At 65.8% G+C, this 25,882-nt stretch carries 26 protein-coding genes and 1 other RNA gene; 8 read left to right on the forward strand and 19 right to left on the reverse strand.

The window, feature by feature from the left end:
- The first annotated feature begins 48 nt into the window (after nt 1-48).
- The 4 genes from pyrC (at nt 49) to htpX (ending at nt 3,717) form a co-directional block, all read left to right on the forward strand.
- Nucleotides 49-1,083 (forward strand): dihydroorotase, encoded by a 1,035-nt coding sequence (pyrC, locus tag QHG62_RS22485; RefSeq protein WP_281147855.1) that lies wholly within the window; start codon nt 49-51, stop codon nt 1,081-1,083.
- Between the two features lie 34 nt (nt 1,084-1,117).
- Entirely contained in the window at nt 1,118-1,942 is an 825-nt protein-coding gene (locus QHG62_RS22490; RefSeq protein WP_281147856.1) for an NYN domain-containing protein, read from the forward strand.
- 5 nt (nt 1,943-1,947) lie between these two features.
- Complete coding sequence (locus QHG62_RS22495; RefSeq protein WP_281147857.1) at nt 1,948-2,688, forward strand: DUF3025 domain-containing protein; 741 nt, start codon at nt 1,948-1,950, stop codon at nt 2,686-2,688.
- Nucleotides 2,689-2,844: 156 nt separating this feature from the next.
- The gene (gene htpX, locus QHG62_RS22500) at nt 2,845-3,717 is read left to right on the forward strand and encodes a protease HtpX (protein WP_126747554.1); all 873 of its coding nucleotides are present in this window, start codon (nt 2,845-2,847) and stop codon (nt 3,715-3,717) included.
- Between the two features lie 73 nt (nt 3,718-3,790).
- Here htpX and QHG62_RS22505 read toward each other — a convergent pair whose 3' ends face one another.
- The 5 genes from QHG62_RS22505 to cysK form a co-directional block, all read right to left on the reverse strand.
- Nucleotides 3,791-4,210 carry a hypothetical protein gene (locus QHG62_RS22505; protein WP_281147858.1) on the reverse strand — a complete coding sequence of 140 codons (420 nt, stop codon included), beginning with the start codon at nt 4,208-4,210 and terminating at the stop codon, nt 3,791-3,793.
- Between the two features lie 29 nt (nt 4,211-4,239).
- Nucleotides 4,240-5,040 carry a ProQ/FINO family protein gene (locus tag QHG62_RS22510; protein WP_281147859.1) on the reverse strand — a complete coding sequence of 267 codons (801 nt, stop codon included), beginning with the start codon at nt 5,038-5,040 and terminating at the stop codon, nt 4,240-4,242.
- Nucleotides 5,041-5,096: 56 nt separating this feature from the next.
- Entirely contained in the window at nt 5,097-5,750 is a 654-nt protein-coding gene (locus QHG62_RS22515; protein WP_281147860.1) for a flavin reductase family protein, read from the reverse strand.
- A gap of 12 nt (nt 5,751-5,762) precedes the next feature.
- Nucleotides 5,763-7,403: an NAD(P)/FAD-dependent oxidoreductase gene (locus QHG62_RS22520; RefSeq protein WP_281147861.1), complete on the reverse strand. Its 1,641-nt coding sequence runs from the start codon at nt 7,401-7,403 to the stop codon at nt 5,763-5,765.
- Nucleotides 7,404-7,474: 71 nt separating this feature from the next.
- The gene (cysK, locus tag QHG62_RS22525) at nt 7,475-8,395 is read right to left on the reverse strand and encodes a cysteine synthase A (protein WP_281147862.1); all 921 of its coding nucleotides are present in this window, start codon (nt 8,393-8,395) and stop codon (nt 7,475-7,477) included.
- A gap of 101 nt (nt 8,396-8,496) precedes the next feature.
- Between cysK and rnpB the strand changes: the two genes are divergently transcribed.
- An RNA gene (gene rnpB, locus QHG62_RS22530) (RNase P RNA component class A) lies at nt 8,497-8,844 on the forward strand.
- 53 nt (nt 8,845-8,897) lie between these two features.
- Here the strand turns inward: rnpB and QHG62_RS22535 are convergent.
- From QHG62_RS22535 to QHG62_RS22545, 3 genes are all read right to left on the reverse strand, one after another.
- A complete protein-coding gene (locus QHG62_RS22535; RefSeq protein ID WP_281147863.1) occupies nt 8,898-9,446 on the reverse strand; it encodes a hypothetical protein in 549 nt (182 codons plus the stop codon).
- A 73-nt stretch (nt 9,447-9,519) separates the two neighbouring features.
- Nucleotides 9,520-10,230 carry an RNA pseudouridine synthase gene (locus tag QHG62_RS22540; protein ID WP_281147864.1) on the reverse strand — a complete coding sequence of 237 codons (711 nt, stop codon included), beginning with the start codon at nt 10,228-10,230 and terminating at the stop codon, nt 9,520-9,522.
- Entirely contained in the window at nt 10,227-11,891 is a 1,665-nt protein-coding gene (locus QHG62_RS22545; RefSeq protein WP_281147865.1) for an MBL fold metallo-hydrolase, read from the reverse strand. The genes QHG62_RS22540 and QHG62_RS22545 overlap by 4 nt, the downstream gene beginning before the upstream one ends.
- A gap of 121 nt (nt 11,892-12,012) precedes the next feature.
- On the opposite strand from QHG62_RS22545, the gene QHG62_RS22550 reads away from it, so the two are divergent.
- Nucleotides 12,013-13,026 carry a Bug family tripartite tricarboxylate transporter substrate binding protein gene (locus QHG62_RS22550; RefSeq protein ID WP_281147866.1) on the forward strand — a complete coding sequence of 338 codons (1,014 nt, stop codon included), beginning with the start codon at nt 12,013-12,015 and terminating at the stop codon, nt 13,024-13,026.
- A 25-nt stretch (nt 13,027-13,051) separates the two neighbouring features.
- On the opposite strand, the gene QHG62_RS22555 is transcribed toward QHG62_RS22550, so the two are convergent.
- Genes QHG62_RS22555 through QHG62_RS22575 form a run of 5 tightly spaced genes read right to left on the reverse strand, consistent with a single transcriptional unit; the run spans nt 13,052 to nt 19,067 of the window.
- A complete protein-coding gene (locus tag QHG62_RS22555; protein WP_258503981.1) occupies nt 13,052-13,276 on the reverse strand; it encodes a formate dehydrogenase subunit delta in 225 nt (74 codons plus the stop codon).
- On the reverse strand, nt 13,267-14,124 hold the full coding sequence (gene fdhD / locus QHG62_RS22560) for a formate dehydrogenase accessory sulfurtransferase FdhD (RefSeq protein ID WP_281147867.1): 858 nt from the start codon (nt 14,122-14,124) through the stop codon (nt 13,267-13,269). The genes QHG62_RS22555 and fdhD overlap by 10 nt, the downstream gene beginning before the upstream one ends.
- Nucleotides 14,121-17,003, reverse strand: coding sequence for a formate dehydrogenase subunit alpha (fdhF, locus tag QHG62_RS22565; protein WP_281147868.1), 2,883 nt, complete (start codon nt 17,001-17,003; stop codon nt 14,121-14,123). Before fdhF ends, fdhD begins: the two co-directional genes overlap by 4 nt.
- Nucleotides 17,004-17,031: 28 nt before the next feature.
- Entirely contained in the window at nt 17,032-18,588 is a 1,557-nt protein-coding gene (locus QHG62_RS22570; RefSeq protein WP_281147869.1) for a formate dehydrogenase beta subunit, read from the reverse strand.
- Complete coding sequence (locus QHG62_RS22575; protein WP_281147870.1) at nt 18,585-19,067, reverse strand: formate dehydrogenase subunit gamma; 483 nt, start codon at nt 19,065-19,067, stop codon at nt 18,585-18,587. The genes QHG62_RS22570 and QHG62_RS22575 overlap by 4 nt, the downstream gene beginning before the upstream one ends.
- A 123-nt stretch (nt 19,068-19,190) precedes the next feature.
- Between QHG62_RS22575 and QHG62_RS22580 the strand changes: the two genes are divergently transcribed.
- Nucleotides 19,191-20,288: a substrate-binding domain-containing protein gene (locus QHG62_RS22580; RefSeq protein ID WP_281147871.1), complete on the forward strand. Its 1,098-nt coding sequence runs from the start codon at nt 19,191-19,193 to the stop codon at nt 20,286-20,288.
- Here the strand turns inward: QHG62_RS22580 and QHG62_RS22585 are convergent.
- The 6 genes from QHG62_RS22585 to QHG62_RS22610 form a co-directional block, all read right to left on the reverse strand.
- Nucleotides 20,248-20,892 (reverse strand): hypothetical protein, encoded by a 645-nt coding sequence (locus tag QHG62_RS22585; protein WP_281147872.1) that lies wholly within the window; start codon nt 20,890-20,892, stop codon nt 20,248-20,250. The genes QHG62_RS22580 and QHG62_RS22585 overlap by 41 nt on opposite strands.
- A gap of 141 nt (nt 20,893-21,033) precedes the next feature.
- Nucleotides 21,034-21,573 (reverse strand): nucleotidyltransferase family protein, encoded by a 540-nt coding sequence (locus tag QHG62_RS22590; protein WP_281151778.1) that lies wholly within the window; start codon nt 21,571-21,573, stop codon nt 21,034-21,036.
- A gap of 77 nt (nt 21,574-21,650) precedes the next feature.
- On the reverse strand, nt 21,651-22,166 hold the full coding sequence (locus tag QHG62_RS22595; RefSeq protein WP_281147873.1) for a GNAT family N-acetyltransferase: 516 nt from the start codon (nt 22,164-22,166) through the stop codon (nt 21,651-21,653).
- Between the two features lie 4 nt (nt 22,167-22,170).
- Entirely contained in the window at nt 22,171-22,983 is an 813-nt protein-coding gene (locus QHG62_RS22600) for an alpha/beta fold hydrolase (RefSeq protein WP_281147874.1), read from the reverse strand.
- Nucleotides 22,984-22,994: 11 nt separating this feature from the next.
- Nucleotides 22,995-23,348 carry a hypothetical protein gene (locus tag QHG62_RS22605; RefSeq protein WP_281147875.1) on the reverse strand — a complete coding sequence of 118 codons (354 nt, stop codon included), beginning with the start codon at nt 23,346-23,348 and terminating at the stop codon, nt 22,995-22,997.
- Between the two features lie 57 nt (nt 23,349-23,405).
- Nucleotides 23,406-24,248 carry an alpha/beta hydrolase gene (locus QHG62_RS22610; protein ID WP_281147876.1) on the reverse strand — a complete coding sequence of 281 codons (843 nt, stop codon included), beginning with the start codon at nt 24,246-24,248 and terminating at the stop codon, nt 23,406-23,408.
- Nucleotides 24,249-24,451: 203 nt separating this feature from the next.
- Here QHG62_RS22610 and QHG62_RS22615 point away from each other — a divergent pair, with 203 nt between their 5' ends.
- Nucleotides 24,452-25,876, forward strand: coding sequence for an MFS transporter (locus QHG62_RS22615; RefSeq protein WP_281147877.1), 1,425 nt, complete (start codon nt 24,452-24,454; stop codon nt 25,874-25,876).
- Nucleotides 25,877-25,882: the final 6 nt, after the last annotated feature.

Here is a 25,882-nt window from a genome sequence, read left to right on the forward strand (position 1 = left end):
GCCGGCCAGAGGAGCGGCGAAGAAGGGCGATGCGACAATTGCCCTCCCATGACAGACACCCTCACCATCACCCGCCCGGACGACTGGCATCTGCACGTGCGCGACGGCGCCGCGCTCGAAGCCGTGGTGCCGCACAGTGCCCGCCAGTTCGGCCGCGCGCTGATCATGCCCAACCTGCGCCCGCCCGTAACCACCGCAGCGCAGGCCGCGGCCTACCGCGACCGCATTCGTGCGGCGGTGCCCGAAGGCACGGCCTTCGAGCCCGTGATGTCGCTCTACCTGACCGACAAGCTGCCGCCCGAAGAAATTGCCCTGGCGGCCCAGGCTGGCGTGCGCGCGCTCAAGCTCTACCCGGCCGGCGCCACCACCAACAGCGATGCCGGCGTGACCGACATCCGCCACACCTACAAGACGCTCGAGGCCATGCAGAAGCACGGCCTGCTGCTGCTGGTGCACGGCGAAGTGACCGACCCCGCCATCGACCTGTTCGACCGCGAAGCCGTCTTCATCGACCGCGTGATGATTCCGCTGCGCCGCGACTTTCCGGAGCTCAAGGTGGTGTTCGAGCACCTCACCACGAAAGAGGGCGCTCACTACGTGCGCGACGCAGGCCGCTTCACGGCCGCCACCATCACGGCGCACCACCTGCTGTACAACCGCAACGCCATCTTCACCGGCGGCATTCGCCCGCACTACTACTGCCTGCCCGTGCTCAAGCGCGAGACGCACCGCGTGGCGCTGGTCGAGGCGGCCACAAGCGGCAGCGACCGCTTCTTTCTGGGCACCGACAGCGCGCCGCACCCGGCCCACCTGAAGGAGCATGCGCTCGGCTGCGCCGGCTGCTACACCGCGCTGACCGCCATCGAGCTCTATGCCGAGGCCTTCGACAGCGTGGGCGCGCTCGACAAGCTCGAGGGCTTTGCGAGCTTCCACGGACCCGACTTCTACGGCCTGCCGCGCAACAGCGGCACCGTCACGCTGAAGCGCGAAAGCTGGACCGTGCCCGAGACGGTGCCCTACGGCGACGCCACGCTCAAGCCGCTGCGCGGGGGTGAGGCGGTGGCCTGGCGCTTGCAGGGCTGACTGCCGATCGATTCCTCATACAAGGGCGCGCACGATGATCGCTTTTTTCATAGACGCCGATAACCTTTGCGTGTCTTCGTGGGTCGAGGAATCCCTTCGCAAGCTGGAAGAGGGCGAGGGCCGCGTCATGATGCGCCGGGCTTATGGCAGCGCCGAAAAGCTCAAGGGCTTGGCGGACGTGCTTCGCACGCGGCATATACGCCCGTTCGTGAATCTTGCGTTGTCCAAGAACACGACCGACGTAGCCTTGGCCGTCGATGTCATGGAGCTGTCGTATCAGACCCCTCGGCCGACCGTCATTGCCATCGGTTCCGGCGACGCCGATTTCGTGCCCTTGGTGCTGCGGCTGCGTGAACGCGGATTTCGCATGGTCTGCGTGTCCGAGCAGGGCAAGATGGCTCCGGAAGCCGTTTACGCCTACGACCATGTGATCTTTGTCGGACAGGAACAAGCGGCCGAGGTGCTGAAGCCGCATGCTGCCGAGTTGCAAAAGCCGGTTCCACCCCCAGCCAAATTGCCGGCCGTGCGAACCGCGGCAAAAAAAGCGCCCGCCAAGAAGGCCGCTGCCAAGAAGGCTCCGGCCGCCAAGAAGGTCGCCGCCAAGAAAGCCAAGCCTGCTGCAAAAACCAACGCGGGCGATGCAGTCGGCGCAGTCACTGTCGACCAGATACTGAACGCCGTCTCTTCGTTGCGGGCTGGGCAACCCCAGTCGCTCGGTGAAGTCGTCAAATTGCTGCACGATGCCAAGCTGCTCGGCAAGAACGCAACGTCGACCAAGCTGTTCAAGAAGTTTCCGTTTCACTTTGAACTGTTGCCGCCGAAGCAGCCGAATCAGATCCGGTACATCCCATCGCCTTGACCGGTATGCAGTCGGTTGAAGCGGCGCCCGAAAACCTCGATGCGCGCTGGCACTGGCCGTTCGCGGGCCGGCAGCAAGTCGAAACGGCATGGCGCTCGGGGCTTTCGTTGCATGAAGCCCTCAATGCGGCCAAGCCGGGGTTCGTGCAATTTGTGCCACAGGAACACCTTCCGCCCGACGAGGCCTACGAGGCCTTCATTTGGCGCACTCGCACGGTGCCCACCCGCGACAACCTGCACGACTTCTTCAACGGCCTTGTCTGGCTCGCCTACCCGCAAAGCAAGCGCCGCCTCAATGAGCTGCAAGCCGCGGAGATCGCCCGCAGGGGCATCGCCTCCACGCGCGGCCCGCTGCGCGATGCGCTCACGCTCTTTGACGAGAACGGCGCGGTGCTCGATGCGCCCGCGGCATTGTGGAAAGCGCTGGCGGCACGCGACTGGCATTCGCTTTTCGTGACGCAGCGCGCCCTGTGGGCCGAAGCCCGCCTGCTGGTGTTCGGCCATGCGCTGCTCGAGAAGCTCACCAGTCCGCGCAAGGCGGTTACCGCCCATGTGCTGCTGCCTCCGCCAGGTGCGGAGGGCCTGTCAGTGCTGGACGACCGGGTACTGGCATGCAGCCTCGACGCGGATTACCTGGTGCAAAAACCCTTCGTTCCGCTGCCGGTGCTTGGCGTACCCGGCTGGTGGCCGGAGAACGAATCGCCGGATTTCTACACCGACGCGAAGGTCTTCCGGCCCGGGCGGTAGAACTTTTGCTCCTATCATCGCTCTACCCGCAAGCCGCCGTGCCGGCCGCCTTCAGAACCAAAAGACAACAACGGAAGGGGGCCAGTCGATGCACGGCTTGAAGAGGGCCATCCGGTCCTCATCTGTGCGGCAGCGTTCCCCCATGGAGAATCCAACTTGAAACGTATCCTTCTGTTCGTTTTGACCAATGTGATGGTCGTTGCAGTGCTGGGCATCGTTGCCAGCCTGCTCGGCGTCAACCGCTTTCTGACGGCCAACGGGCTGAACCTGACGGCATTGCTCGGCTTTGCGCTGATCATGGGCTTTGGCGGCGCGATCATTTCGCTGCTGATCAGCAAGCCCATGGCCAAGTGGACCACCGGCATCCGCATGATCGACAACCCCCAGTCGCCCGACGAAGCCTGGATTGTCGGCACCGTGCGCAAGTTTGCCGACAAGGCCGGCATCGGCATGCCCGAGGTCGGCATCTTCGAGGGCGAGCCCAATGCCTTTGCCACTGGCGCGTTCAAGAACTCGTCGCTGGTGGCGGTGTCCACCGGCCTCTTGCAGAACATGACGCGCGAAGAAGTCGAGGCGGTCATCGGCCACGAGGTGGCGCACATCGCCAACGGCGACATGGTGACGATGACGCTGATCCAGGGCGTGATGAACACCTTCGTCGTTTTCCTCTCGCGCGTGATCGGCTATGCGGTCGACAGCTTTTTGCGCCGCGGCGACGACCGCTCGTCGGGCCCCGGTATCGGCTACTACGTGAGCACCATCGTTCTGGACATCGTGCTGGGCTTTGCAGCTGCCATCGTGGTGGCCTGGTTCTCGCGCCAGCGCGAGTTCCGTGCCGACGCCGGCGCTGCTGCGCTCATGGGCAACCGCCAGCCGATGATGAACGCGCTTGCCCGCCTGGGCGGCTTGCCGGCCGGCGAACTGCCCAAGGCGGTCGAAGCCATGGGCATCACGGGCAGCATCGGCAAGCTGTTTGCCACGCACCCGCCAATCGAAGAGCGCATTGCGGCGCTGCAGAACGCGCGCTGATCTTCCGCCGAGCCAACAAAAAAGCCGTCACGGGCAACCGTGGCGGCTTTTTTTAATGGGGGCCGAAGCTTCGTCAGTACGAACGCAGCGAAATGCCCCAGCGCCCCGCAAGGCGGGTGGCTATCCAGAGATTGCGGTGCGTGCTCAGCACCATGCCCACTCCGTCTTCGCGCGTGTAGGTGACGACGAAATGCACTTTGTCGGCGCTGGCCAGCACGGCTTCCTTCGACTGGTAGCGCGTGAGGCGCCAGCCCGAAGCCTTGAGCTTGTCGAAAAAGTCGGCCGGGTGGTTGCCGGGCGCCTGCCACTCGAGCCGCTCCGCGCCCGAGAGCATCACATGCGGAAAGTGAAGCTCGCCGTCCATGCCTGCGGTGTCGCAGGCATTGAAGCGCTCGGTAAACCGGTCAAGGCAGGCGGAGGCTTCGCGGATCGCATCCGCCTCCGCGGCACCCGCTGAGGCCGCCGGGGCGACGAAGCTCGCGAAGTCGGTCACGGGTGGCTCAGCGGCAACGGCCGGCGCGATCAGGCCGCCGGAGCTGCCGGCTGGCGCTCTGCACGTGCGCGTGCGAGCGTGTGCGCCACTTCGTCGGCATCCATGCCGTACATCTCGGCAAAGGCCTGCTCGCTGTCGCGCCCGCTCGCCTCGAAGGCGCGCAGCAGCGCCTCGCGCTTGGCGGCTTGCCGGCCCAGTTCGGCCAGCGCCTCGTCGAGCACAGCGTTGGTTTCTTCGTCGCGTGAGCGCACCAGCACCGCATAGGCTTCGCGGTCGAGGCCCGAGGCTTCCACTGCGCGGGCAATGCGTGCCACCAGCTGTGGGCGCAGGTCTTCGCCGGGGTTGCGCTGCGCGCGGCGGCGATGGAGCTCCAGGATGGCGTGGTGCACATGCTCGGGCGCCACGGGTTCGACCACGTTCCCGTCGAGGTCGTGCCGCGGAAGGCCCGCCGCCACCGCCTCGAGGTAGCGCGTGGAGCGTGCGTGCAGGCCGAGCGCGACCTTCAGCTCGTCCTTCTTGAAATCGTCCGGATGCTTCTCGAGCAGGTCCTGGAACACGCCGAGCTTGAGCGGCAGGAAGCGCGCGCCGAACATGCCGGGATAAAGCTCGAACAGCTTTTCGAGCGCGGGGTGCACCTTGCGTGCGCGCTGCGGCTGCTGTTGCTGTGCGGCCTGCTTGCCGGGCTTTTGTCTTTGCTGTTGTTGCTGCCGTGGCTGGCGCGGCTGCCGGGGCGGGCGGGCGCCCTCGGCACGGGGCTGCTGGGCAGTGCCCTCGGCTTCCGTTTGCTGGACTTCCTGGATTTCTTCTTGAGGTGTAGCGGTGTCGGTCATCGGTCGGTTCTTGTCAGGTTGGCAGCAGGCAGAAAGAAAGCAATGATCCCTCGCGCTCAGCGCGGTCGGAACATCTTGAAGAGATTGTCGGGGCTGATCTCGAAATAGTCGGCCGGGCCGCCGCCGCGCAAGATGGGGCGCGCGGCAGCCGTGTCGTAGATGCCGTTTTTCAGCAGGTGCCGTGCAATGTGCACGCCCACCACTTCACCCAGGATGAGCCAGGTGGGCACGGGCACGCCGTCCACGCCTTCGAGCTGCAGAACCTGCGTGAGCCGGCATTCGAACGACACCGGGCTTTCGGCCACGCGGGGCACCGCAATGTTGCGCGAAGCCACGGGCGTGAGGCCGGCAAGCTCGAACTCGTTCACCTCGGGCGGCACGGCCGCGCACGATTGGTTCATTTGCTCGGCCAGCGGCCGTGTGGCCAGGTTCCAGCCAAACTCGCGCGTCTGGCGGATGTTGTGCAGGCTGTCCTTGGCGCCGATGCTCGCAAAGCCCACGATGGGCGGCGTGTAGTTGAAGGCGTTGAAAAAGCTGTACGGCGCGAGGTTGAGCGCGCCGTTCTCGTCCTGCGACGAGATCCATCCGATCGGCCGCGGACCGACCATGGCATTGAACGGGTCGTGCGGCAGGCCGTGGCCCTTGGCGGGCTCGTAGAAGTGGAAGCCGTCTTCGCTGTCGTTGTTGGTGATGTCGTCGATGCTGGACATGGCTGTGGCTCCTTATGCTCCGGTGACGCTGCGTGCCACTGCCTCGGCCACCTTGATTCCGTCCACGCCGGCCGAGAGAATGCCGCCGGCGTAGCTTGCGCCTTCGCCGGCCGGGTACAGGCCGCGCACGTTGAGGCTTTGAAAGTCGTCGCCGCGCGTGATGCGGATCGGCGACGAGGTGCGCGTTTCGACGCCGGTCAGCACCGCATCGTGCAGGTCGAAGCCCTTGATCTTGCGGCCGAAGGCGGGAAAGGCCTCGCGCATCGCCTCGATGGCGTAGGCCGGCAGTGCCTGGTGCAGGTCGGTGGGCGTCACGCCGGGCTTGTACGAAGGCGTCACGCTGCCGAGCGCGGTAGAAGGCTTGCCCGCGATGAAGTCGCCCACCAGCTGGCCGGGCGCGCGGTAGTCGCCACCGCCGAGCACGAAGGCGTTCGATTCGAGCTCGCGCTGAAGCGCGATGCCGGCCAGCGCGTCACCCGCGGTTTCGGCCGTCCAGCCCGGAAAGTCGCGCGGGTCGATGCCCACCACGATGCCCGCATTGGCGTTGCGCTCGTTGCGCGAATACTGGCTCATGCCGTTGGTGACCACGCGGCCCGGCTCGCTGGTGGCCGCAACCACCGTGCCGCCCGGGCACATGCAAAAGCTGTAGACCGAGCGGCCATTGCTCGCGTGGTGCACCAGCTTGTAGTCGGCCGCGCCGAGCAGCGGATGGCCCGCATGGCGGCCCCAGCGCGCGCGGTCGATCAGGCCCTGGGGGTGCTCGACCCGAAAGCCGATGGAGAAGGGCTTGGCCTCGATGTGCACGCCGCGCTGGTGCAGCATGGCGAAGGTGTCGCGCGAGCTGTGGCCGAGCGCCATCACCACGTGGTCGGCGCGCAATTCGCTGCTGGTGCCGGTGGCCTGGTCGACCACGGTGAGGCCGCGAAGCTGGCCGTCTTCGATGTGCACATCGGTCACGCGCTGCTCGAAGCGGATCTCGCCGCCCAGCGCCACGATCTGTTCGCGGATGTTCTCGACCACCTTCACCAGCTTGAAGGTGCCGATGTGCGGATGCGCGACATAAAGAATCTCTGGCGGCGCGCCGGCCTTGACGAACTCTTCCATCACCTTGCGGCCGAGGAAGCGCGGGTCCTTGATCTGGCTGTAGAGCTTGCCGTCCGAAAAAGTGCCGGCGCCGCCTTCGCCGAACTGCACGTTCGACTCGGGGTTGAGCACGCTTTTGCGCCACAGGCCCCAGGTGTCTCGGGTGCGCTGGCGCACCGTCTTGCCGCGTTCGAGCACGATGGGCTTGAAGCCCATCTTTGCGAGCATCAGCGCCGCAAAGATGCCGCAGGGGCCAAAGCCGATCACCACGGGCCGGGGCGCACCCTCGGGCGCATGCGCCGGCGGCGTGTAGCGCATGTCGGGCGCGGGCTGTATGTGCGGATGGCCGGCGTGCCTGGCGAGCAGGGCGGCTTCCAGCTTTGCATCGGCCAGCTGCACGTCGCAGATGTAGACCGTGAGCAGGTCGACCTTGCGCGCATCGAAGCTGCGCTTGAAGACGGTGTGGGAGGCGATCGCTTCGAGCGGGACGTCGAGGGTCCGGGCGATCAGGGTGACGAGCGCTTCAGGCGCGTGGTCGAGCGGGAGTTTGAGTTCGGAGATTCTCAGCATGACGGTGGCTTGTGGTTATCAAGCAGACCGCGGATTTTACGCGCCGGAGGCGCTATGAAAGAGATAGCTGGTCAGGCCGGCAAAAAGCCCTCGACCGAGAGGTAGCGCTCGCCCGTGTCGTAGTTGAAGCCCAGCACCACGGCATCGGGTGCCAGCGAGGGCAGCTTCTGCGCAATGGCCGCGAGCGTGGCGCCGGAAGAAATGCCGACCAGGATGCCTTCTTCCACTGCGCAGCGGCGCGCCATTTCGCGGGCCGGCTCGGCATCGACCTGCAGCACGCCGTCGAGGAGCGAGGTATCGAGGTTCTTGGGAATGAAGCCCGCGCCAATGCCCTGGATCGGGTGCGGCGAAGGCGCGCCGCCGGAGATGACGGGCGAGGCCACCGGCTCCACCGCGAACACCTGCAGCTTGGGCCATTTCTTCTTGAGCACCTTCGCCACGCCCGTGATGTGGCCGCCGGTGCCCACGCCCGTGATGATCACGTCGATGCCGTCGGGAAAGTCGGCCGCAATTTCCTCGGCCGTGGTGTGCACATGCACGTCGACGTTGGCGGGGTTGTTGAACTGCTGCGGCATCCACGCGCCCGGCGTGCCGGCCACGATTTCCTCGGCGCGGGCGATGGAGGCCTTCATGCCGCCCGCGCGCGGCGTCAGGTCGAAGGTGGCGCCGTAGGCCAGCATCAGGCGGCGGCGCTCCATCGACATGCTGTCGGGCATTACCAGAATGAGCTTGTAGCCCTTGACAGCCGCAACCATCGCCAGGCCGATGCCGGTGTTGCCCGAGGTGGGCTCCACGATGGTGCCGCCGGGCTTCAGCGCGCCGGATTTCTCGGCGTCTTCCACCATTGCAAGTGCAATGCGGTCCTTGATGGAGCCGCCCGGGTTGGCGCGCTCGGACTTGATCCACACCTGCTGCTTCGCATTGCCGAACAGGCGGTTGATGCGGATGTGCGGCGTGTTGCCGATGGTCTGGAGGATGTTCTGGGCCTTCATTGGATCTCCTTGGGCTTTATGGGGCAGGGCAGGTCAATCGAAGCGCCATTGTGAAACGGGCTGCCAGCGGATGCGAGGGGATCAGGCGATAATTCCCTCGTGAAGCACGCCAGACCGCCGCTGGTGCAAGCCCGAAAGGGGCGACGCCGCAAGGCGCCGCGTCGAAAGACCGCACTGGAGGAACGTCCGGACTGCACAGGACAGCGCAGGAGTTAACGACTCTCCACCGTGAGGTGAGGATCAGAGCAACAGAGACGAGCCGATTCAGTTCGGGTGAAACGGGCAATCTCTGCGCGCAGCAACACCAAGTAGGCCAGTATCGAGGTGGTTCCGCTGAGCTGGCGGGTAGGTGGCATCGAGCCGTTTGGCGACAAACGGCCCAGAGTAATGGCGGTCACGTTGGGGGCAACCCCAACGCACAGAATCCGGCTTATCGGCGGGCTTCACACTTTTTCTTGCCCCGGGGCAGCGAGCCATTGCGCAGCTGCCGCGGAGCGCACGCTCAGCGCGTAAACAGCCAGCCGCCCTTGGGCTGGCGCATCAGCTCGTGCCGCCTTACCGAGCGCTCTTCCCCGTCGTCGCCCACGTACACCACGTCGAAGCGCAGCAGCTTGGGCGACACCATCTTCCAGTTCTGGATGCGCTTGACGGTGACGCAGGCTGTCTTGTCGTGGTAGTGCATTTCGGCCATGGGGCCGCCCTGGAAGCCCGTTCCGTCGAACAGCCGCCCGGGCGCCGCAAAGGGGTTGAGCACGGCGCCGTTGCGCGCCGTGATGCAGCCTTCGGTTCGCACAAAAGACTCGATAGTGGGCGCGGCGCTTTGCACGATCTTGGCGACGGCCGGCGTGGGCGGCTTGGCGACGATGGCCTCGCGGATGCGCTCCACCTGCTCTTCGGTGATGGGTGCGAGCCCGCTGGGGGACACGACCGGTGGCGGGGCGGCTGGCGCGGGCGGCGATTGGTTGGGCAGCAATGGCGCCAGGTAGCTGCAGCCCGCCAGCGCAAGAGGCGCCGTGCAGGCAAGTGCTGCGGTCTTGATTCCGAACTTCATCTCTTTTTCTCCTGTCCCTGTCTGTGTCCCTGTCCCTCGATAGCCTCTTGATTGTTGTTGTCGCTATCGTGGGTCAGAAGCGTTCGTGCGGCGAAAGATAACGCCACTGCCCGGGCTGCAGCCCCGACAGCGGCACGCGGCCGATGCGGATGCGCCGCATCGCAAGAATGCGCAGGCCGGCGTTGTCGCACAAGTGCGCAATCTGCCCCGGCCGCGCGCCCTTCAGCGCAAAGCGCAGGCCGGTCTGGTCGTCGGCCTGGCGGCCGATGCTCACGCGCGCGGGCGAGCGCTCGAAGCGCACCAGCTGCTCTGGGCTGACCGTGCCCGCCACGTCGACCATCACTTCGTGTTCGATCACGCCTGCGTCTTCATGCAGCTTGCGCTCGATGCGCCAGTCCTGCGTGTAGACGACCAACCCGCTGGCGCCGGTTTCGAGCGGCGTCATGCAGTTCTGGCCTTTGGCATGCGCCGGCAGAAAGCGCATGCCGGCGCGCTCGGGCTCGTGGTGGTTGGCGGCCACCAGCAGCCGGTGCGCGTTTTCGGTCGGCATGCCGGCGGGCTTGTGCAGCAGCAGGGTAACGGGCACCACCGGTTCGGGCTTGGCACCGGGCTCGATCTCGACCTTCTGATGGTCTTGCACGCGCGACTGCGGCAGCAGCGCCGGCACACCGTCGACGCGCACCGAGCCGTTCTCGATGAGCAGCTCGGCCTCGCGGCGCGAGCAGCCGGCGATGGCGGCCACGCGCTTGGCAAGGCGAATGCCTTCTTCGCTGGCGCCGGTCATTGGGCGGAAGCCAGTTGCCGGATGCGCGCCACGTGCGCGGCCAGCGAGCGGGCCGCCACGGGCCACATGCGCTCGGGCACGTCGTCGTAGGCAAGCGGCAGCCAGTCTTCGGGCGTGCCTTGGGGGAGTTTTTTCATGGCGGAGGCAATCTTGGCTTCGCGCTTCAGGCGATGCGCTTTCAGTTGGGCGATGGCCGCGCGTGCGCTGCCGATGACGTAGCCGTGCGCCGGCAGGATGAACTCGATACCGCCCGCCTCGCAGGCTGCGTCCAGCTTGTCCAGCGAATCGAGGTACGCGTTCATGTCGCCATCGGGCGGGTCGACCACCGTGGTGCTGCCGTTCAGGATGTGGTCGCCGGAGAACAGCAGGCTGTCTTCCTCCAGCACCAGGCACACATGATTGGCGGCATGGCCGGGCGTGTAAATGGCGCGCAGCGTGTGGGTGATTTCCTGGCCCTCGGCGTCGGTGCCCGAAAGCACCAGGCGCTCGCCGTCGAGCAGTTCGCGCTCTGCGGCAAAGCGGGCGGACGATCGCGCCGTGGGTGCCGAAGACAGCCCGAGGATCGGTGGCTTGGCTTTTTCGCACAGCGCCTGCAGCGGCGCCGCACCGGGTGAATGGTCGGCATGCGAATGCGTGCAGACGATCATGCGGATGTCGCCCTGCGTCGCGCGCCAGAGCCGGCCGATGTGCGCGGCATCGTTCGGCCCGGGGTCGATCACCAGGTAGCCCGTGGCCGCATCGCCCACGATGTAGCTGTTGGTGCCCGGGCCAGTCATGGCGCCTGCATTGGGTGCGGTCAGGCGCTGCACGTTCTTGAGCAGCGGCACCGCGTGCTCGCTCTGCCAGTCGAGCGTGTGCAGCAATTGGCCGTCGGGGCACACCAGCGCGAGCTCGCCGTAGGGCGATTCGCCTTCCATGTAGCGCGCATCCTGCCCGCCGAGCAGCCCGGCGCGCGGGCAACTGGTCCACAGCGGTTTTTCGCCGGCGCAGGCCTGCAGCACCGCGTCGACCTTGGCATAGGCCGCCAGCCGCTGCAGCGTGCGAACAGTCGGAAAGATCATGAAGAAGCTGCCCGCCGCGTGGCGCGCCAACGCATCGGCAGGCCGCACCCAGCAGGGTTCGAACTGCTCGCTTTCGTCGGCCGTGGGCGTCTGGCCTTCGGGCATGCGCGCCACCAGAAACGGCACGTCGAAGCGCTTGGGCAAGTCCCGGTCGGTGATCCAGTGGGCGAGGGTGAAGACCTGGTCGGACGCGAGCAGCAGCCCGCGCTGTTCGCACTGCGCCACAAAGGAAACGGGCGACGTGGTGCTGCGGTCCATCGACGCGATGGCTTCCGCGCTCACGGGCCGGCCGTCGGCATGGCGCGCGAGCAGCACGCCCAGTTCTTCGAAGCCTTCGCGAATGGCCGCAATGGCCTGCGTGAGTTGAAGTCCGCTCTGGGTCGGGCGGTGCGTGGCAATGCGCTGGGCGGCTTCGTCGGCCGCATCGATCTGGCCGCCGGGAAACACATAGGCGCCTGGCGCGAAGCTTGCTCTGTCGGAACGGCGCGTCATCAGCACTTCGATGCCGGCTTCGGAATCGCGCAGCAGCAGCACGGTGGCTGCCGCGCGCACGGGCACCGGCTCGCGTGCGGGGTGGAGTTGTTGGGTGGGGCGGACCATGCGGGGATTATGGAGAGGTACTGCAATGCGGCGGTGTCCCGCATAAGCTCATACCGGATCGGGCATGAACCGCGCGCCACAATCCCGGGCTGCACCGCCCGCATCGAGGAAAAAGACAGTCATGACTCATTCTCCCTTTTCGCGTTTCTTCGGCTCCCGCCTGCTGCTGGCCGGCGCTGCCCTGTTTGCTGCCGCTGCCTCGCCCACCGCCTTTGCACAAGCCGAGTGGCCGCAGCAGCCCGTGACACTGATCATGGGCTTTCCGGCCGGCTCCGGCGTGGACGTGGTAGCCCGCGCCATCCAGGAGCCGCTTGCAAAGCAACTCGGCAAGCCCGTGATCATCGACTACAAGTCGGGCGCGGCCGGCAACATTGCCAGCGAGTACGTGGCCCACGCCAAGCCGGACGGCTACACCCTCTCCTTTGGCACCGCAGCCACCCACGGCAGCAACGCCGCGCTCTACAAGAAGCTGCCGTTCGACGTGGAGGCCGACTTCGTGCCCGTGGCGCCGGTGCTCGATGTTTCGAACGTGCTCACCATCAACCCCGACGTGATCAACGCAAAGACATTGAAGGAGTTCGTCGATCTCGTCAAGGCCAACCCCGGCAAGTACAACTATGCGTCTACAGGCAACGGCGCCGGCACGCACATGGCGTTTGCCGAATTCAATTCGCGCCTTGGCCTGAACATGGTGCACGTGCCCTACAAGGGCGGGCCCGAGGCCATCACGTCGGTGGTGCGGGGGGAAACCTGCTGCATCATGAACCAGGTGCAGACCGTGCTGCCGCACTACAAGGCGGGCAAGGTGCGCCTGTTGGGCGTGACCACGGCCACGCCCGTCGCGGCCGTGAAAGAGGTGCCCACCATCGCCTCGAGCGGCCTTGCAGGCACACAGGGCTTCGACAGCTCCATCTGGTTCGGCATCTTCGCGCCCAAGGGCACCGACGCGCAGATCGTCAACAAGCTCAACGCCGCGGTAAAGGCGGTGCTGGAGCAGCCCGAAATTCGCGAGCGCTTCGAAAGCCAGGGCAACACCGTGCGCATCGAAACGCCAGCGCAGTTCAAGAAGACCGTGCACGACAACCGCGTGAAGTGGGCCGAGGTGGCCAAGGCCGCGAACATCAGCATCGATTGATGGCAGGGGCGGGCCTGCCGCGGTGCTATTCGAGCAGCGCCCGGTGAACGCGAATCGCCTCGGCCGACACCGGGTTCAACGCCCCGCTTCCATCCGCATCCAGGTGCGCGAGCAGTTCCCTGCGCATGCGCGGCTCCCAAAAGCGCTTGAGGTGCAGCGCAAGATCTTGCAAGGCCTCCGCGCGGTCGGGCATGGCTTCGAAGAAGCTGCCCATCTGGTTCACCATGCGAATCAGCTGGTCTACATGCATTGCTGAAAACCTCCGGCGTTGGCGGGCGAGCCGTTCAGCCGCCCCGGATGCGTGTAGATGACCAGGTCGTCGCCGCGCACGAAGCCCGCCAGCGTCAGGCCGGTTTCCTGCGCGACTGCGGTGGCCATCGAGGTCGACGCCGACACCGCGGCCAGCAGCGGCACCCCGGCCGCAACAGTCTTTTGCACCATCTCGAAACTCGCGCGGCTTGTCACGGCGATGAAGCCTGTGGAAGCGGCCAACGTGCTCTTGGCAAGCGCACCCACCAGCTTGTCGAGCGCGTTGTGCCGGCCGACGTCTTCACGCACCAGCAGGGCCTCGCCTTCTGCGGTGCACCAGGCCGCCGCGTGCACTGCGCCCGTCACCTTCTGCAGCACCTGCAGCGATGCAAGCTCCCGCATGCCGCGGGCGACGGCGCTCTTCGATAGCGAGGGGCCCGGCGGCAAAGCCGGCAGCGTGCGCGCAACATGCGCCAGGCTTTCGGTGCCGCAAAGCCCGCAGCCGGTGCGGCCGGCCATCGAGCGGCGGCGCTCCTTCAGCCGCGCGAAAGCCGCGCTTGCGACTTCGAGCTTGAGGGTGATGCCCTCGGGCGCGTACTCTTCCTCAATGCCATAGAGTTCATTGCGCCCCAGCAGGATGCCCTCGCTGAGCGCAAAGCCGAGCGCGAAGTCGGGCAGGTCGGTGGGCGTTGCAAGCATGACCGCGTGCGCAATGCCGTTGAACTCCAGCGCAACCGGCACCTCCACGGCCACCCAGTCGCGGTTGTCGAAAGCCTGCCGTGCCCGCACGCCGCGCACGGGCAGCAACTCGGCGCCTCCGGGTCGCAGCGGTATGTCGGCCAGGTTCATTTGGCCACCGCTGTTTCCGCCGCTTCGCCGAGCCGCTTGTTCAGCAGTTCTTCCTGCAGCGCGTTGAAGCGGCTGTACTCCTGCTGCCATTCCGAAGGCTGCATCACCGGCATCACCTGCACCGCGGTCACCTTGAATTCGGGGCAGTTGGTGGCCCAGTCGGAGTTGTCTGTGGTGATCACGTTGGCGCCCGATTCCGGGAAGTGGAAGGTGGTGTACACCACGCCCGGCTGCACGCGCTCGGTGATGGTGGCCCGCAGCACGGTTTCGCCGGCGCGGCTCCGTATGCCCACCCAGTCGCCTTCCGCAATGCCGCGGTCCTCCGCGTCGGCCGGATGGATCTCGAGCCGGTCTTCGCTGTGCCACTGGTTGTTCTCGGTGCGGCGGGTCTGCGCGCCCACGTTGTACTGCGAGAGGATGCGCCCGGTGGTCAATATCAGCGGGTACATGCGCGTGACCTTCTCGTCGGTGGGCACGTACTGCGTGATGATGAACTTGCCCTTGCCGCGCACGAACTCGTCGATGTGCATGGTCGGCGTGCCTTCGGGCGCGGCATCGTTGCAGGGCCACTGCACGCTGCCCAGCTTTGCCAGCTTGGCGTAGCTCACCCCCGTGAAGGTGGGCGTGAGCGCGGCGATCTCGTTCATGATTTCTTCCGCGCTCGAATAGTTCATGGGGTAGCCCAGCGCGTTGGAGAGCAGCTGCGTCACCTCCCAGTCGGCATAGCCCGCCTTGGGCGGCATGACCTTGGTGACGCGCGAGATGCGCCGTTCGGCGTTGGTGAAGGTGCCGTCTTTCTCCAGGAACGACGCACCCGGCAAGAACACGTGGGCGTACTTGGCCGTCTCGTTCAGGAACAGGTCTTGCACCACGATGCACTCCATCGCCATCATGGCCTCGGCCACGTGCTGGGTGTTCGGGTCCGACTGCACCACGTCTTCGCCTTCGCAGTACAGGCCCTTGAAGCTGCCGGTAATGGCGGCATCGAACATGTTGGGAATGCGCAGGCCCGGCTCGGGCCGCAGCTCCACGCCCCAGGCCGACTCGAAGCTGCCGCGCGCGGTGCTGTCGGACACATGGCGGTAGCCCGGCAGCTCATGCGGAAACGAGCCCATGTCGCACGAGCCCTGCACGTTGTTCTGGCCGCGCAGCGGGTTCACGCCCACGCCCTCGCGGCCCACGTTGCCCGTGGCCATGGCCAGGTTGGCAATGCCCATCACCATGGTCGAGCCCTGGCTGTGCTCCGTCACGCCCAGACCGTAGTAGATGGCGGCATTGCGCTTGCCGTCATGGCCCTGGGCGAACAGCCGCGCCGCGGCGCGCAGGTCGGCGGCCGGCACGCCGGTCACTTCTTCCATGGCCTCGGGCGAGTTGGCTGGGCGGGCGACAAATTCGCGCCATTCATTGAACGACTTGGGCTCGCAGCGTTCGGCCACGAAGGCTTCGTCGACCAGCCCTTCGGTCACGATCACGTGCGCCATGGCGCTGATGACCGCCACGTTGGTGCCGGGCTTGAGCTTGAGGTGATAGTCGGCCTTGACGTGCGGCGACCTCACCAGGTCGATGGTGCGCGGATCGACCACGATCAGCCGCGCACCGGCGCGCAGGCGCTTTTTCATGCGCGATGCGAACACCGGGTGGCCGTCTGACGGATTGGCGCCGATCACCATGATCACGTCCGACTTTTCCACCGACTTGAAGGTCTGCGTGCCGGCCGATTCGCCCATGGTCTGCTTCAACCCATAGCCTGTGGGCGAATGGCACACGCGCGCGCAGGTGTCGACGTTGTTGTTGCCGAAGGCCGCGCGCACCAGCTTTTGCACCAGGTAGCCTTCCTCGTTGGTGCAGCGCGACGACACGAGCCCGCCGATGGAGTCGGTGCCGTACTTGGCCTGGATGCGGCGGAACTCGCTGGCGGCATAGTTGACGGCTTCTTCCCAGCTCACCTCTTGCCACGGGTCGGTGATCTTGCTGCGGATCATGGGCTTGAGCACGCGGTCCTTGTGGGTGGCGTAGCCCCAGGCAAAGCGGCCCTTCACGCAGGAGTGGCCTTCGTTGGCTTTGCCGTCCTTCCACGGCACCATGCGCACCACTTCATTGCCCTTCATCTCGGCCTTGAAGCCGCAGCCCACGCCGCAGTAGGCGCAGGTGGTAATGGCGCTGTGCTCGGCCTGGCCCAGCCAGATGACCGACTTTTCTTGCAGCGTGGCGGTGGGGCAGGCCTGCACGCAGGCGCCGCAGCTCACGCATTCGGATTCCATGAAGGGCTGGTCCTGGCCCGGCGATACGCGCGACTCGAAGCCGCGCCCGCTGATGGTGAGCGCGAAGGTGCCCTGCGTTTCTTCGCAGGCACGCACGCAGCGGTTGCACACGATGCACTTGGACGGATCGTAGGTGAAATAGGGGTTGGACTCGTCCTTGGCGCTCTTCAGGTGGTTGGCGCCGTCATACCCGTAGCGCACGTTGCGCAGCCCGGTCACGCCGGCCATGTCCTGCAGTTCGCAGTCGCCGTTGGCCGCGCAGGTAAGGCAGTCGAGCGGATGGTCGGAGATGTACAGCTCCATCACGCCCTTGCGCAGCTCCTGCAGCCTGGGGCTTTGCGTGCGCACCTTCATGCCGGCCTCTGCCGGCGTGGTGCAAGACGCTGGGTAGCCCTTGCGCCCGTCGATCTCCACCAGGCACAGCCGGCACGAGCCGAAGGGCTCCAGGCTGTCGGTGGCGCACAGCTTGGGCACCTGCACGCCCGCGTCCACCGCGGCGCGCATCAGCGAAGTGCCCTTGGCCACCGTCACCGGCATGCCGTCGATTTCGAGCGTGACTTCTTCGGTGGACTCGCGCCTGGGCGTGCCGTAGTCGATGTCTTGCGATGGGTTCAGCATGGGATGTGTCTCCTGTTCGTCTCGTCGGTCATGCCGCGGCGCGGTCGGGGGCTTCGATGCCGAAGTCCTCCGGGTAGTGATTGATGGCCGACAGCACCGGGTAGGGCGTCATGCCGCCCATGGCGCAGAGCGAGCCGTGCAGCATGGTGTCGCACAGGTCGCGCAGCAAAATGACCTGCTGCGGCCGGTTCTGGTTGCTCGTGATCTTGTCGATCACTTCCACACCGCGCGTGGAGCCGATGCGGCACGGCGTGCATTTGCCGCACGATTCGATGGCGCAGAACTCCATGGCGTAGCGGGCCAGCTGCGACATGTCGGCCGTGTCGTCGTGCACCACGATGCCGCCATGGCCCACCACCGCGCCTACGGCGGCATAGGCCTCGTAGTCGAGCGGCAGGTCCCATTGCGATTCGGGCACGTAGGCGCCCAGCGGCCCGCCGACCTGCACCGCCTTGATCGGCCGGCCGCTCGCGCTGCCGCCGCCAAAGTCGTACAGGAGCTCGCGCAGCGTGAGGCCGAACGCCTTTTCGACGAGGCCCCCGTGCCGGATGTTTCCGGCCAGCTGAAACGGCAGCGTGCCGCGCGAGCGGCCCACACCGTAGTGCTTGTAGAAGTCGGCCCCGCGCGCCAGGATGAGGGGAACCGACGCCAGCGTGATCACGTTGTTGATGACCGTGGGCTGGCCGAAAAGCCCCTGCAATGCCGGCAGCGGCGGCTTGGCGCGCACGATGCCGCGGCGGCCTTCCAGGCTTTCGAGCAGCGCGGTTTCTTCGCCGCACACGTAGGCACCCGCGGCCTTGCGCACGATCAAGCGAAAGCTGCGGCCCGAGCCCAGGATGTCGTCGCCCAGAAAACCCGCCTGCTCCGCATTGCGGATGGCCTCGTTCAGCGTGGCAATGGCATGCGGGTATTCCGACCGCACGTAGATGTAGCCCTCGGTCGCGCCCGTCGCGATGCCCGCAATGGCCATGCCTTCGACCAGCATGAGCGGATCGCCTTCCATCGTCATGCGGTCCGAGAAGGTGCCCGAGTCGCCTTCGTCCGCATTGCAGACGATGTACTTCTGGCGCGCCTGCGCGGCCAGCACCGTCTTCCACTTGATGCCGGCCGGAAAGGCGGCGCCGCCGCGGCCGCGCAATCCGGAGTCGAGCACTTGCTGCACGATATCCGTCGGCGCCATCGCCAGCGACCGGCGCAGCCCCGCAAAGCCTTCGTGCGCCTCGTAATCGGCCACCGATACCGGGTCGGTCACGCCCATGCGGGCAAAGGTCAGGCGTTCCTGCTTCTTCAGGTAGGCAATCTCTTCCGTCAGGCCTTGGTTCAGCGCATGCGCGCCGCCGCCAAGAAAACCTGCGTCGAACAGGCCGGCCACGTCGGCGCGCGTGACCGGGCCATAGGCGACGCGGCCTTGCGGTGTTTGCACTTCGACCAGTGTTTCGAGCCAGAAGAGGCCGCGCGAGCCGTTGCGCACAATGCGCACCGGCAGGTTGCGCGCAAGCGCTTCGGCTGCAATCTGCCGGGCCACGCGGTCGGCGCCCACCGCCAATGCGGCGGAGTCGCGGGGAACATAAACGGTGGTGGTCATGAGGCTTGCCGCGCTTCCTCGACGATTTCGTCGAACAGCGCCGGCGTGATGCGGGCGTGCACTTCGTCGTTGATTGCAATGGACGGCGACGAGGCGCACAGGCCAAGGCAGAACACCGGCTCCAGCGAGTACTGGCCGTCGGCCGAGGTGCCATGCACGCCGCAGCCCAGCCGTTGCTCGGCATGCGCCAGCAGCGCGTCCGCACCCATGGCCTTGCAGGCTTCGGCCCGGCAGACCTGCACCAGCAGCCGGCCCGCCGGCGCAGAGCGAAAGTGGTGGTAGTAGCTGACCACGCCATGCACCTCGGCGCGCGACAGGTTGAACTGCTCGGCCACGAGCGGCACCGCATCGGGCGGCACGTAGCCCAGCGCGTCTTGTATGCCGTGCAGCGCGGGCAGCAGCCCGCCGGGCACGTCCTTGTGCGCGGCGGCAATGGATGCCGCGATGCCCGGTTCTGCCGTATGTGTTGTCTCTGTCATATGCTTTCAATCTCCTAATTTCGGAGTTGCCATACCCGTGGTTGCGCGAGTGTATGGAGCAGCATCAAGTGCCACAATATGAGGCGACCAGCCCATTAAATATGCTTCGAAAAGCCTAAAGCCATGCATGAAGTGCACATCAAGCCGCAATGGACCATCCGCCAGCCCGACGGCGCAACCCTGGCGCCGCGGGTGATCGAGCTGCTGGTGAAGGTGCTGGAGCACGGCAGCCTCTCAAGTGCCTGCACGGAGGCCGGTGTGTCCTACCGGCACGCGTGGGAGCTCATCCGCCAGGGCGAAGCCATGTTTGGCCAGCCGCTCGTGGCCATGCAGCGGGGCAAGGGTTCCAGCCTTACGCCGCTTGGCGAAAAGCTGGTGTGGGCAGACCGGCGCATTACCGCGCGCCTTTCGCCCCTGCTCGATTCGCTGGCCTCCGAACTGGGCGCTGAAATAGAAAAGCTGATTCCCACTGCGCCCAACTTGCTGCGCATTCATGCGAGCCACGGCTTTGCCATCGAGGCATTGCACGGCTTCCTGGCCGCGGCGCAGGTTCCGGGCGATTTGCGCTACTGCGGCAGCGAAGAGGCTGTGGCCTCGCTGCATCACGGCAGTTGCGACGTGGCGGGCTTTCATGTGCCGCTTGGCGCGTTCGAGGCCGAAGCCGTCACTCACTACGGCGCCTGGCTCAACGCCGACACGCAGAAGGTCATCGGCATGGCGACGCGCCACCAGGGCCTGATGGTGGCGCCCGGCAACCCGAAAAAGATCTACTCGCTGGCCGACCTCGCGCGTCCCGATGTGCGCTTCATCAACCGGCAGGCGGGTTCAGGCACGCGCTACCTGTTCGATCTCCAGTTGCGCGAGCAGGGCATTGCACCCGAGTCGATCAAGGGCTACGAGCAATGCGAGTTCACGCACGCGGCGGTGGCGGCCTTCGTGGCCAGCGGCATGGCCGACGCGGGCTACGGCGTGGAAACGCCGGCGCGGCAGTTCAAGCTGGACTTCATCTCCAACCAGGTGGAGCGCTACTTTCTGCTGTGCGATGAACGCTCGCTCGCGGCGCCCATCGTGCAGCGCATGCTCGACATTCTGCGCAGCGATGCCTATCAACAAGCGGTAAACCGGCTGCCGGGCTACCAGGCGGTGAACTGCGGCCAAGTGCTGTCGCTGGCGGAGGCGTTCAGCTCCCTGGGTCCGCCGCGCGAAAAACCCGCCCGGTAACCTGCACTCGCGCGCCCAGCGCCTCGAAGCGGCGCACAAGCTCATCCTTCCAGCTCTCGCTGATGTTGTCGTCCAGCAGCTTCAACGGCAACTGGTGCTTGAGCTTCAGCAGGTTGGCACCTGCCAACTGGCTGTAGCTGGCATGCGCCTTGAGCGCGGTGAGTACCTTCAGCGGCTGGTCGCCCAGATCCGTGAGGTGGACCGTATAGAAGACCGTCGGCGAAACGCCCGTCGCAGGTGGTGGTGTGTACACCTCGATGCGCTCCATCAGCATTTGCAGGCTCGGGTAGAGCGGCTGCGGTGACCAGTGGCCTTGGCCATGCCAGTCCCACAGCACCGGCACCTCCGGCCGGCTGATGTCGCCGATCAGCGGGTCGCCGCCCGCGTTTTGCAGAACCACCCAATGCGGCTGCCAGTCGCCCGTGTCCGCGGCGTCGCTCCACACCAGATGCCCGGGCGTGCTTGCCTGCTGATCCAGGATGAAGCGATAGCCTTCCATTTCCGCCAGCAGGCCGGGCACATCGACCGCGCCCGAGCCGGTAAGCACCTCGCCGTCACCGTCGCGCCATTCAGCCTCCTCCAGCATGAGAGTCTGCGCTTCCATGCGGCGGCACCAGGCAAACCACTCTTGAATCGGCGGGGGCAGGGGAGGCAGGTTGAACCGGGCCGCCAACGAGGCTTGTACGGCTGCCCGGCTGGGCCAGTTGTCGCGTGTCAGTGCCATTGAATGTTCGGGGTGCGGGGATCAGGCCGCCTCGATGGACAGCTGGGGCCAACGCTCGGCGAACCGCTTGGCCTGAATACGCTCCCGGTAGGCCGCAGCGCTTGCCCTCTGCGGGTTGTGCCGAACGCGCAGCCTGAAGAGGTCGTCGAGCCCATGCGGAGCAACGACGCCCAGCGTTCCGTCGCCGTTCAGGTACACGCCAACGCACGTGGCAAATTCGGGCCACGTTGCAACGCCTTCTTCCAGCGAGGCGATGGGCGCGACAACCTGGCCGAGCGCGTCGGCGAACCAGCGATGAACGCCGGCCTGGTTTGTTACCTCCCAACGGAGGTTTGGCATGGCCGAGTGAAGCTGCTTTTCGAGATGGGCATCGTGCTCCGGCGCCGCATCCGCATCGAAGTAGACGACGTCCATGTCGTCGACCGGCGAATGCTGGTCGAAGCCGTGAAGGATGTCCCACACCAACGAGCGGATGGCGCCGGCGCCTATGCACCAGGACTGGAGTTGAAGCGAACGAACGTTGCGCAGTGCGGCCATCAGCGGGGCCGATGCAGCCACCATGGCGGTGAGCTTGCGCTCGAGCACGGCTTGCACATTCGAAGTCTGCTGGGTGATCTCTTCGGGCAGTGAGGCAGTCATCAGTTCGGGTTTGCTCTTTCGTAGCGCATGAGCAGCGCAGGTCCGTCCGGCGTCATGACTTCGCCAACGTCCTTGAAGCCGACTTTCCGGTAGCAGCGTATAGCGCGGGCGTTGACGGGCGAGGGGTCTGTCTGCACTTTTGAAACGCCGGGGTCTTGAAAGAGACGCTCGACGAACACCTTGATCATTGCGGTGCCCAGGCCCTGGTTCAGTCGGCCGGCGTCTGCCAGGAACTGGTCGATACCTCTTGCGCCGGCATCCGTCTCGTCTTCCCACCAGCCGCCGCCAGAGCCTTGCACCACATAGACCTGGATGAACCCGATCGGCTCGCCATCGAGTGTGGCGATGAACGCCTTGGTCGAAGACCTGCCGTCGAGCGTGGGAAGGTAGTCGTCCTTTATTTCTTCCAGCGTGCTGGGCTCGCTCCACCATTCGGCCACGTGGGGCCGCCGGACCCATTCGTGGAGCATTGCAAAGTCGTGTTCGGCCAATGGCCTGAACGAAAGCGCTTCCATCGCATTACCCTTGCAGCGAATTTTCAGAAGGCGTTCCGCCCAGCGGCGCCTTTGTGGACGCTGCCATCCAGTCCCAAACCTGCGCGGGCGCCTCGATCATCACGTTATGGCCGTGCGGCCCAAGATCGCGGGCATCGGGGTCGAGCGCGCGGGTCTGCTCCAGCGTCACCAAGGCATCGTTGCCGCCACGGCCCAGGTGCACCGGGCAGCGCGCCAGCGCCATCAGCTCGGTCAGCGGCGGCTTGCCGACCGCATTGGCCTTGGGGTCCATCGCAAGGTGCCATCCGCCGGTATCGCGCTCTACGCCTCTTGCAGCGGTAGCCGCTGATGCATCGGCAATTGCCGCAAGGCCTGAAACCTTCAGGTATCGCTCCCAGGCTTCTTCTTCTGTCGAAAACTTCTTGGCGGGTTGAGACGCCAGCGTTTCCATGCGGCGGAGCTCATCGTCGTTCCACGAAATCTTGATGCCCGCCGCAAAGACCTGATGCGGCATTGCGCCGAACCAGCCCGTGGCCAGTGCGAGGCCGATCACTCCGCCCAGCGAATGCCCGAGCACCACCAGCTTGCCAGCAGGGTCGAGGTGCGGCAACACGGCGCGCGCAACGGTTGCGGCGCTTTGGCCAATCGCGTAAGAGTCTTGCCGGCCCGAGCCGCCGTGGCCCGGCAGGTCCACGGCAATCCAGCGCCCGGCCCACCGGGCGTTTGCCATTTCGCACATGGGCGACCACACGGCCCCGGTGGCGCCCATACCATGCAGCATGAGGAGCAGGTCCGGGCCTTCGCCGCCTTGTCGGGCGTACAGGTTTGCTGTTGGCATTGCGTTGCTCCTCAGGCGCGGCGCACTTCCATCACGCCATGCTCGCCGGCCTGCTCATAGACCGAAGGCACGCGCGTTGCCAGGTGCAGCAGGATGCGCGGCGCCTGCTTCTTGACGGACCACCGCACCAGCACGCCGGCCAGCACCAGCGGCCCGCCAATCCACGGATAGCCGGCCAGCGCCGCGGCAATGCCCGGGCCGATGAGTGCAAGCGCCAGTGCCATTGCATGCATGCGGTGCGACACGAAGGGCACCACAAGCGCAGGGTTCACGATGACCCGAAAGCGCCCGTGCGGCAGCCCCTCGCGGAATTCCTCGAAGGGAATGTGTTCGGCGGTCTCCTGCGTGTCGTTCTGTTGGCTCATGCGCGCATTCTGGCGCCAAACGCCGATGGGCCGTTTGTTTGCAAGCTGGGCTGCGGCCTATTTGAAGATCATCGAAAGCGCATCTTCAAAAGCCGGCAGATCCGCTCCGACGTGGTTCGTCGAATATGTTTTTTCCACCAGCGTCAAGCCGGGGTATCCGCGCTGCAGGAGCTTTTCATACATCTCGCCCACCCACACGTAGTTGCAGCCCACAGGGTCTCCGCATCGCGCGAGGATCAACGTGGCGTTGATGGCCTTGCCTTTCTGCGCGTCGTACATCTTCTGCTCGAGGGCGTTCGTATTGTCCTTTTGGAAGCCATAGGAGCCTTCGAAAGAAAGGAAATGCGAGAAAGTGAGCGTGCCGCTCGCACCTTCGAGAAAGAGCGCATGGCCCGTCATGCTGCCGCTGAGCGAGAGCCCTGTGAGGATGCGCTTGCCCGGATCGGCCCGGTATCTGGATTCGATGAACGGCACCAGCTCCGACTTGAGAAACTCATGATAGTGAAGGGCACCGGGAAAGGTGTAGTCGGTTTGCCTGCGTATGGTGCCGCCTATCCCGACGAGGATGGCTTCGACGCGGCGTCGTTCGAGTATTTCCTTCAAGTTGTAGAAGCGCGAGACGGGGGCATAAAGCGCATCGCCGTCCAGCGCATAGACGACGGGAAACGCCGCAGAACTGCCGCTGTAAGAGGGCGGCAGGTATATCTGCAGTTCGTAGGTTGCACCGGTTTTTGCAGAGCTGATGCTCACGGTTTCCGTTCGGCCAGCAGCCGATGGCGTGGTGGCGGGCGGCGCACCCGTTGCGGGCAGTATCGGCAAAGCGGCACCGCCGCCTCCGCCCCCGCCTCCGCCGCCGCAGGCCGTCAGCGCAATGAGCAGCGTGCCGCAGACTGCGGACATGAGCGCGTAAAAACTCCCTCTGAATTGCATGGCGGCTTCCATTCTTGTCGAGGCATTTCGCAACGCACCGGATCATCGTCGCGGCCTATGTCAGTGGTCAATGACGCAGCCGGATCGGCATTCTCGAAAAGATGCAATACCGACCGCATCCTTTTGCCCCACCCAAACGTCCTGGTGGTATGTCCCGCAATCAAGGAACCACCATGGCCTCCGCTTCACTCCACTCCGAAGACACCCCCGAAGAAATCTCCCGAAGACGCTGGGTACTGGCCCTCGCGTCATTGGTGTCTTTCATGATCGCGCTGGACGCCTTGGTCGTCACGACCGCGCTGAGTGCGATCCGGCTCGACCTGGATGCCCCGCTCGAGGCGCTCGAATGGATCGTCAACGCCTACAACCTGAGCTTTGCGGTGCTGCTCATGACTGGAGCGGCGCTTGGCGACCGCTTCGGCCGGCGGCGCATGCTGGTCACGGGCGTCGCCATCTTCGTGCTGGCCTCTGCAGGTTGCGCAACGGCTACCAGCGCGGCATGGCTGATTGCAGCGCGTGCGCTGCAGGGTGTGGGCGCCGCCCTGGCGATGCCGCTGGCAATGGCGTTGCTGAGCGGGGCCTTCCCGAAGGAGATGCGGGCCAAGGCGCTCGGCATCTTCAGCAGCGTGACGGGGCTGGCGCTGATCGTCGGGCCGGCCGCCGGCGGCGCGGTGGCCGAAGGGCTGGCGTGGCCGTGGATCTTCTGGATCAACGTTCCTGTGGGCGTGGTCGTCGTTGCGCTCATGCTGCGCCGCATTCCGGAGAGCCGCGGGCCCGCCGCCGCGCTCGACTTTTCGGGCGTGCTGCTTGCCACCGGCGCAGTGCTTGGGGCGGTGTGGGGCCTTACGCGCGGGCATGAGGCCGGTTGGGCCAGCCTTGAAGTGGCAGGGGGGCTGTGCGCGGCCGTGGTGCTGGCCGTTGGATTCGTTGTGCGGGAGCAGCGGGCACGGGCACCCATGTTGCCGCTCCGGCTGTTCCGCTCGCGTGCTTTCTCGGCGGGCATTGCAGCCAGCTTTCTTTTTTACGCGCCGATGTATGCGACCGTGTTCTTCTTGCCTCAATTTTTGCAGGCGCAGGGCGCGGGGCCGCTTGGTGCGGGGCTGCGCCTGCTGCCGTGGACTGCGACGCTGTTCGTGGTTGCGCCCTTTGCGGGCGGGTTGGTAAACCGTTGGGGCGAGCGCCCGCTGGTGGTGTGCGGCGTGCTGCTGCAGGCCATTGGCAGCGGCTGGATCGCGCTGGTTGCGGCGCCCGATCTTTCCTATGCCCAGCTCGTGCCGCCGTTGGTGCTTGCCGGCGCTGGTGTCTCGATGGCCATGCCCGCTGCCCAGAACGCCGTGCTGAGCGCGGTGGCGCCGCTCGAGATAGGCAAGGCCTCGGGCACCTTCAACATGTTTCGCTATCTGGGCGGCATGTTCGGCATAGCGCTGCTCGTCGAGGTGTTTGCGCAGTTCGGCAGCCTTGCGTCGCCAGGGGCATTCAGCCACGGGTTCGCGTACGCAATGGGTACCGGCTCTGCGCTTTCGGCACTGGCTGCACTTGCCGCGTGGTGGCTTCCGTCCAGAAACCAAAAACTGCAAACCATTCGGGCCCCGGCCTGAGAAACA

Origin of the sequence: Variovorax paradoxus (assembly GCF_029919115.1) — a bacterium.
In the GTDB taxonomy this organism is placed as follows: Bacteria; Pseudomonadota; Gammaproteobacteria; order Burkholderiales; family Burkholderiaceae_C; genus Variovorax; species Variovorax paradoxus_O.

Coding starts and splice junctions, on each gene's coding strand:
- pyrC (WP_281147855.1), top strand. CDS start 49: ATGACAGACACCCTCACCATCACCCGCCCGGACGACTGGCATCTGCAC.
- QHG62_RS22490 (WP_281147856.1), top strand. CDS start 1,118: ATGATCGCTTTTTTCATAGACGCCGATAACCTTTGCGTGTCTTCGTGG.
- QHG62_RS22495 (WP_281147857.1), top strand. CDS start 1,948: ATGCAGTCGGTTGAAGCGGCGCCCGAAAACCTCGATGCGCGCTGGCAC.
- QHG62_RS22510 (WP_281147859.1), bottom strand. CDS start 5,040: ATGACCGACACCGCTACACCTCAAGAAGAAATCCAGGAAGTCCAGCAA.
- QHG62_RS22515 (WP_281147860.1), bottom strand. CDS start 5,750: ATGTCCAGCATCGACGACATCACCAACAACGACAGCGAAGACGGCTTC.
- QHG62_RS22520 (WP_281147861.1), bottom strand. CDS start 7,403: ATGCTGAGAATCTCCGAACTCAAACTCCCGCTCGACCACGCGCCTGAA.
- cysK (WP_281147862.1), bottom strand. CDS start 8,395: ATGAAGGCCCAGAACATCCTCCAGACCATCGGCAACACGCCGCACATC.
- QHG62_RS22535 (WP_281147863.1), bottom strand. CDS start 9,446: ATGAAGTTCGGAATCAAGACCGCAGCACTTGCCTGCACGGCGCCTCTT.
- QHG62_RS22540 (WP_281147864.1), bottom strand. CDS start 10,230: ATGACCGGCGCCAGCGAAGAAGGCATTCGCCTTGCCAAGCGCGTGGCC.
- QHG62_RS22545 (WP_281147865.1), bottom strand. CDS start 11,891: ATGGTCCGCCCCACCCAACAACTCCACCCCGCACGCGAGCCGGTGCCC.
- QHG62_RS22550 (WP_281147866.1), top strand. CDS start 12,013: ATGACTCATTCTCCCTTTTCGCGTTTCTTCGGCTCCCGCCTGCTGCTG.
- QHG62_RS22555 (WP_258503981.1), bottom strand. CDS start 13,276: ATGCATGTAGACCAGCTGATTCGCATGGTGAACCAGATGGGCAGCTTC.
- fdhD (WP_281147867.1), bottom strand. CDS start 14,124: ATGAACCTGGCCGACATACCGCTGCGACCCGGAGGCGCCGAGTTGCTG.
- fdhF (WP_281147868.1), bottom strand. CDS start 17,003: ATGCTGAACCCATCGCAAGACATCGACTACGGCACGCCCAGGCGCGAG.
- QHG62_RS22570 (WP_281147869.1), bottom strand. CDS start 18,588: ATGACCACCACCGTTTATGTTCCCCGCGACTCCGCCGCATTGGCGGTG.
- QHG62_RS22575 (WP_281147870.1), bottom strand. CDS start 19,067: ATGACAGAGACAACACATACGGCAGAACCGGGCATCGCGGCATCCATT.
- QHG62_RS22580 (WP_281147871.1), top strand. CDS start 19,191: ATGCATGAAGTGCACATCAAGCCGCAATGGACCATCCGCCAGCCCGAC.
- QHG62_RS22585 (WP_281147872.1), bottom strand. CDS start 20,892: ATGGAAGCGCAGACTCTCATGCTGGAGGAGGCTGAATGGCGCGACGGT.
- QHG62_RS22590 (WP_281151778.1), bottom strand. CDS start 21,573: ATGGTGGCTGCATCGGCCCCGCTGATGGCCGCACTGCGCAACGTTCGT.
- QHG62_RS22595 (WP_281147873.1), bottom strand. CDS start 22,166: ATGGAAGCGCTTTCGTTCAGGCCATTGGCCGAACACGACTTTGCAATG.
- QHG62_RS22600 (WP_281147874.1), bottom strand. CDS start 22,983: ATGCCAACAGCAAACCTGTACGCCCGACAAGGCGGCGAAGGCCCGGAC.
- QHG62_RS22605 (WP_281147875.1), bottom strand. CDS start 23,348: ATGAGCCAACAGAACGACACGCAGGAGACCGCCGAACACATTCCCTTC.
- QHG62_RS22610 (WP_281147876.1), bottom strand. CDS start 24,248: ATGTCCGCAGTCTGCGGCACGCTGCTCATTGCGCTGACGGCCTGCGGC.
- QHG62_RS22615 (WP_281147877.1), top strand. CDS start 24,452: ATGGCCTCCGCTTCACTCCACTCCGAAGACACCCCCGAAGAAATCTCC.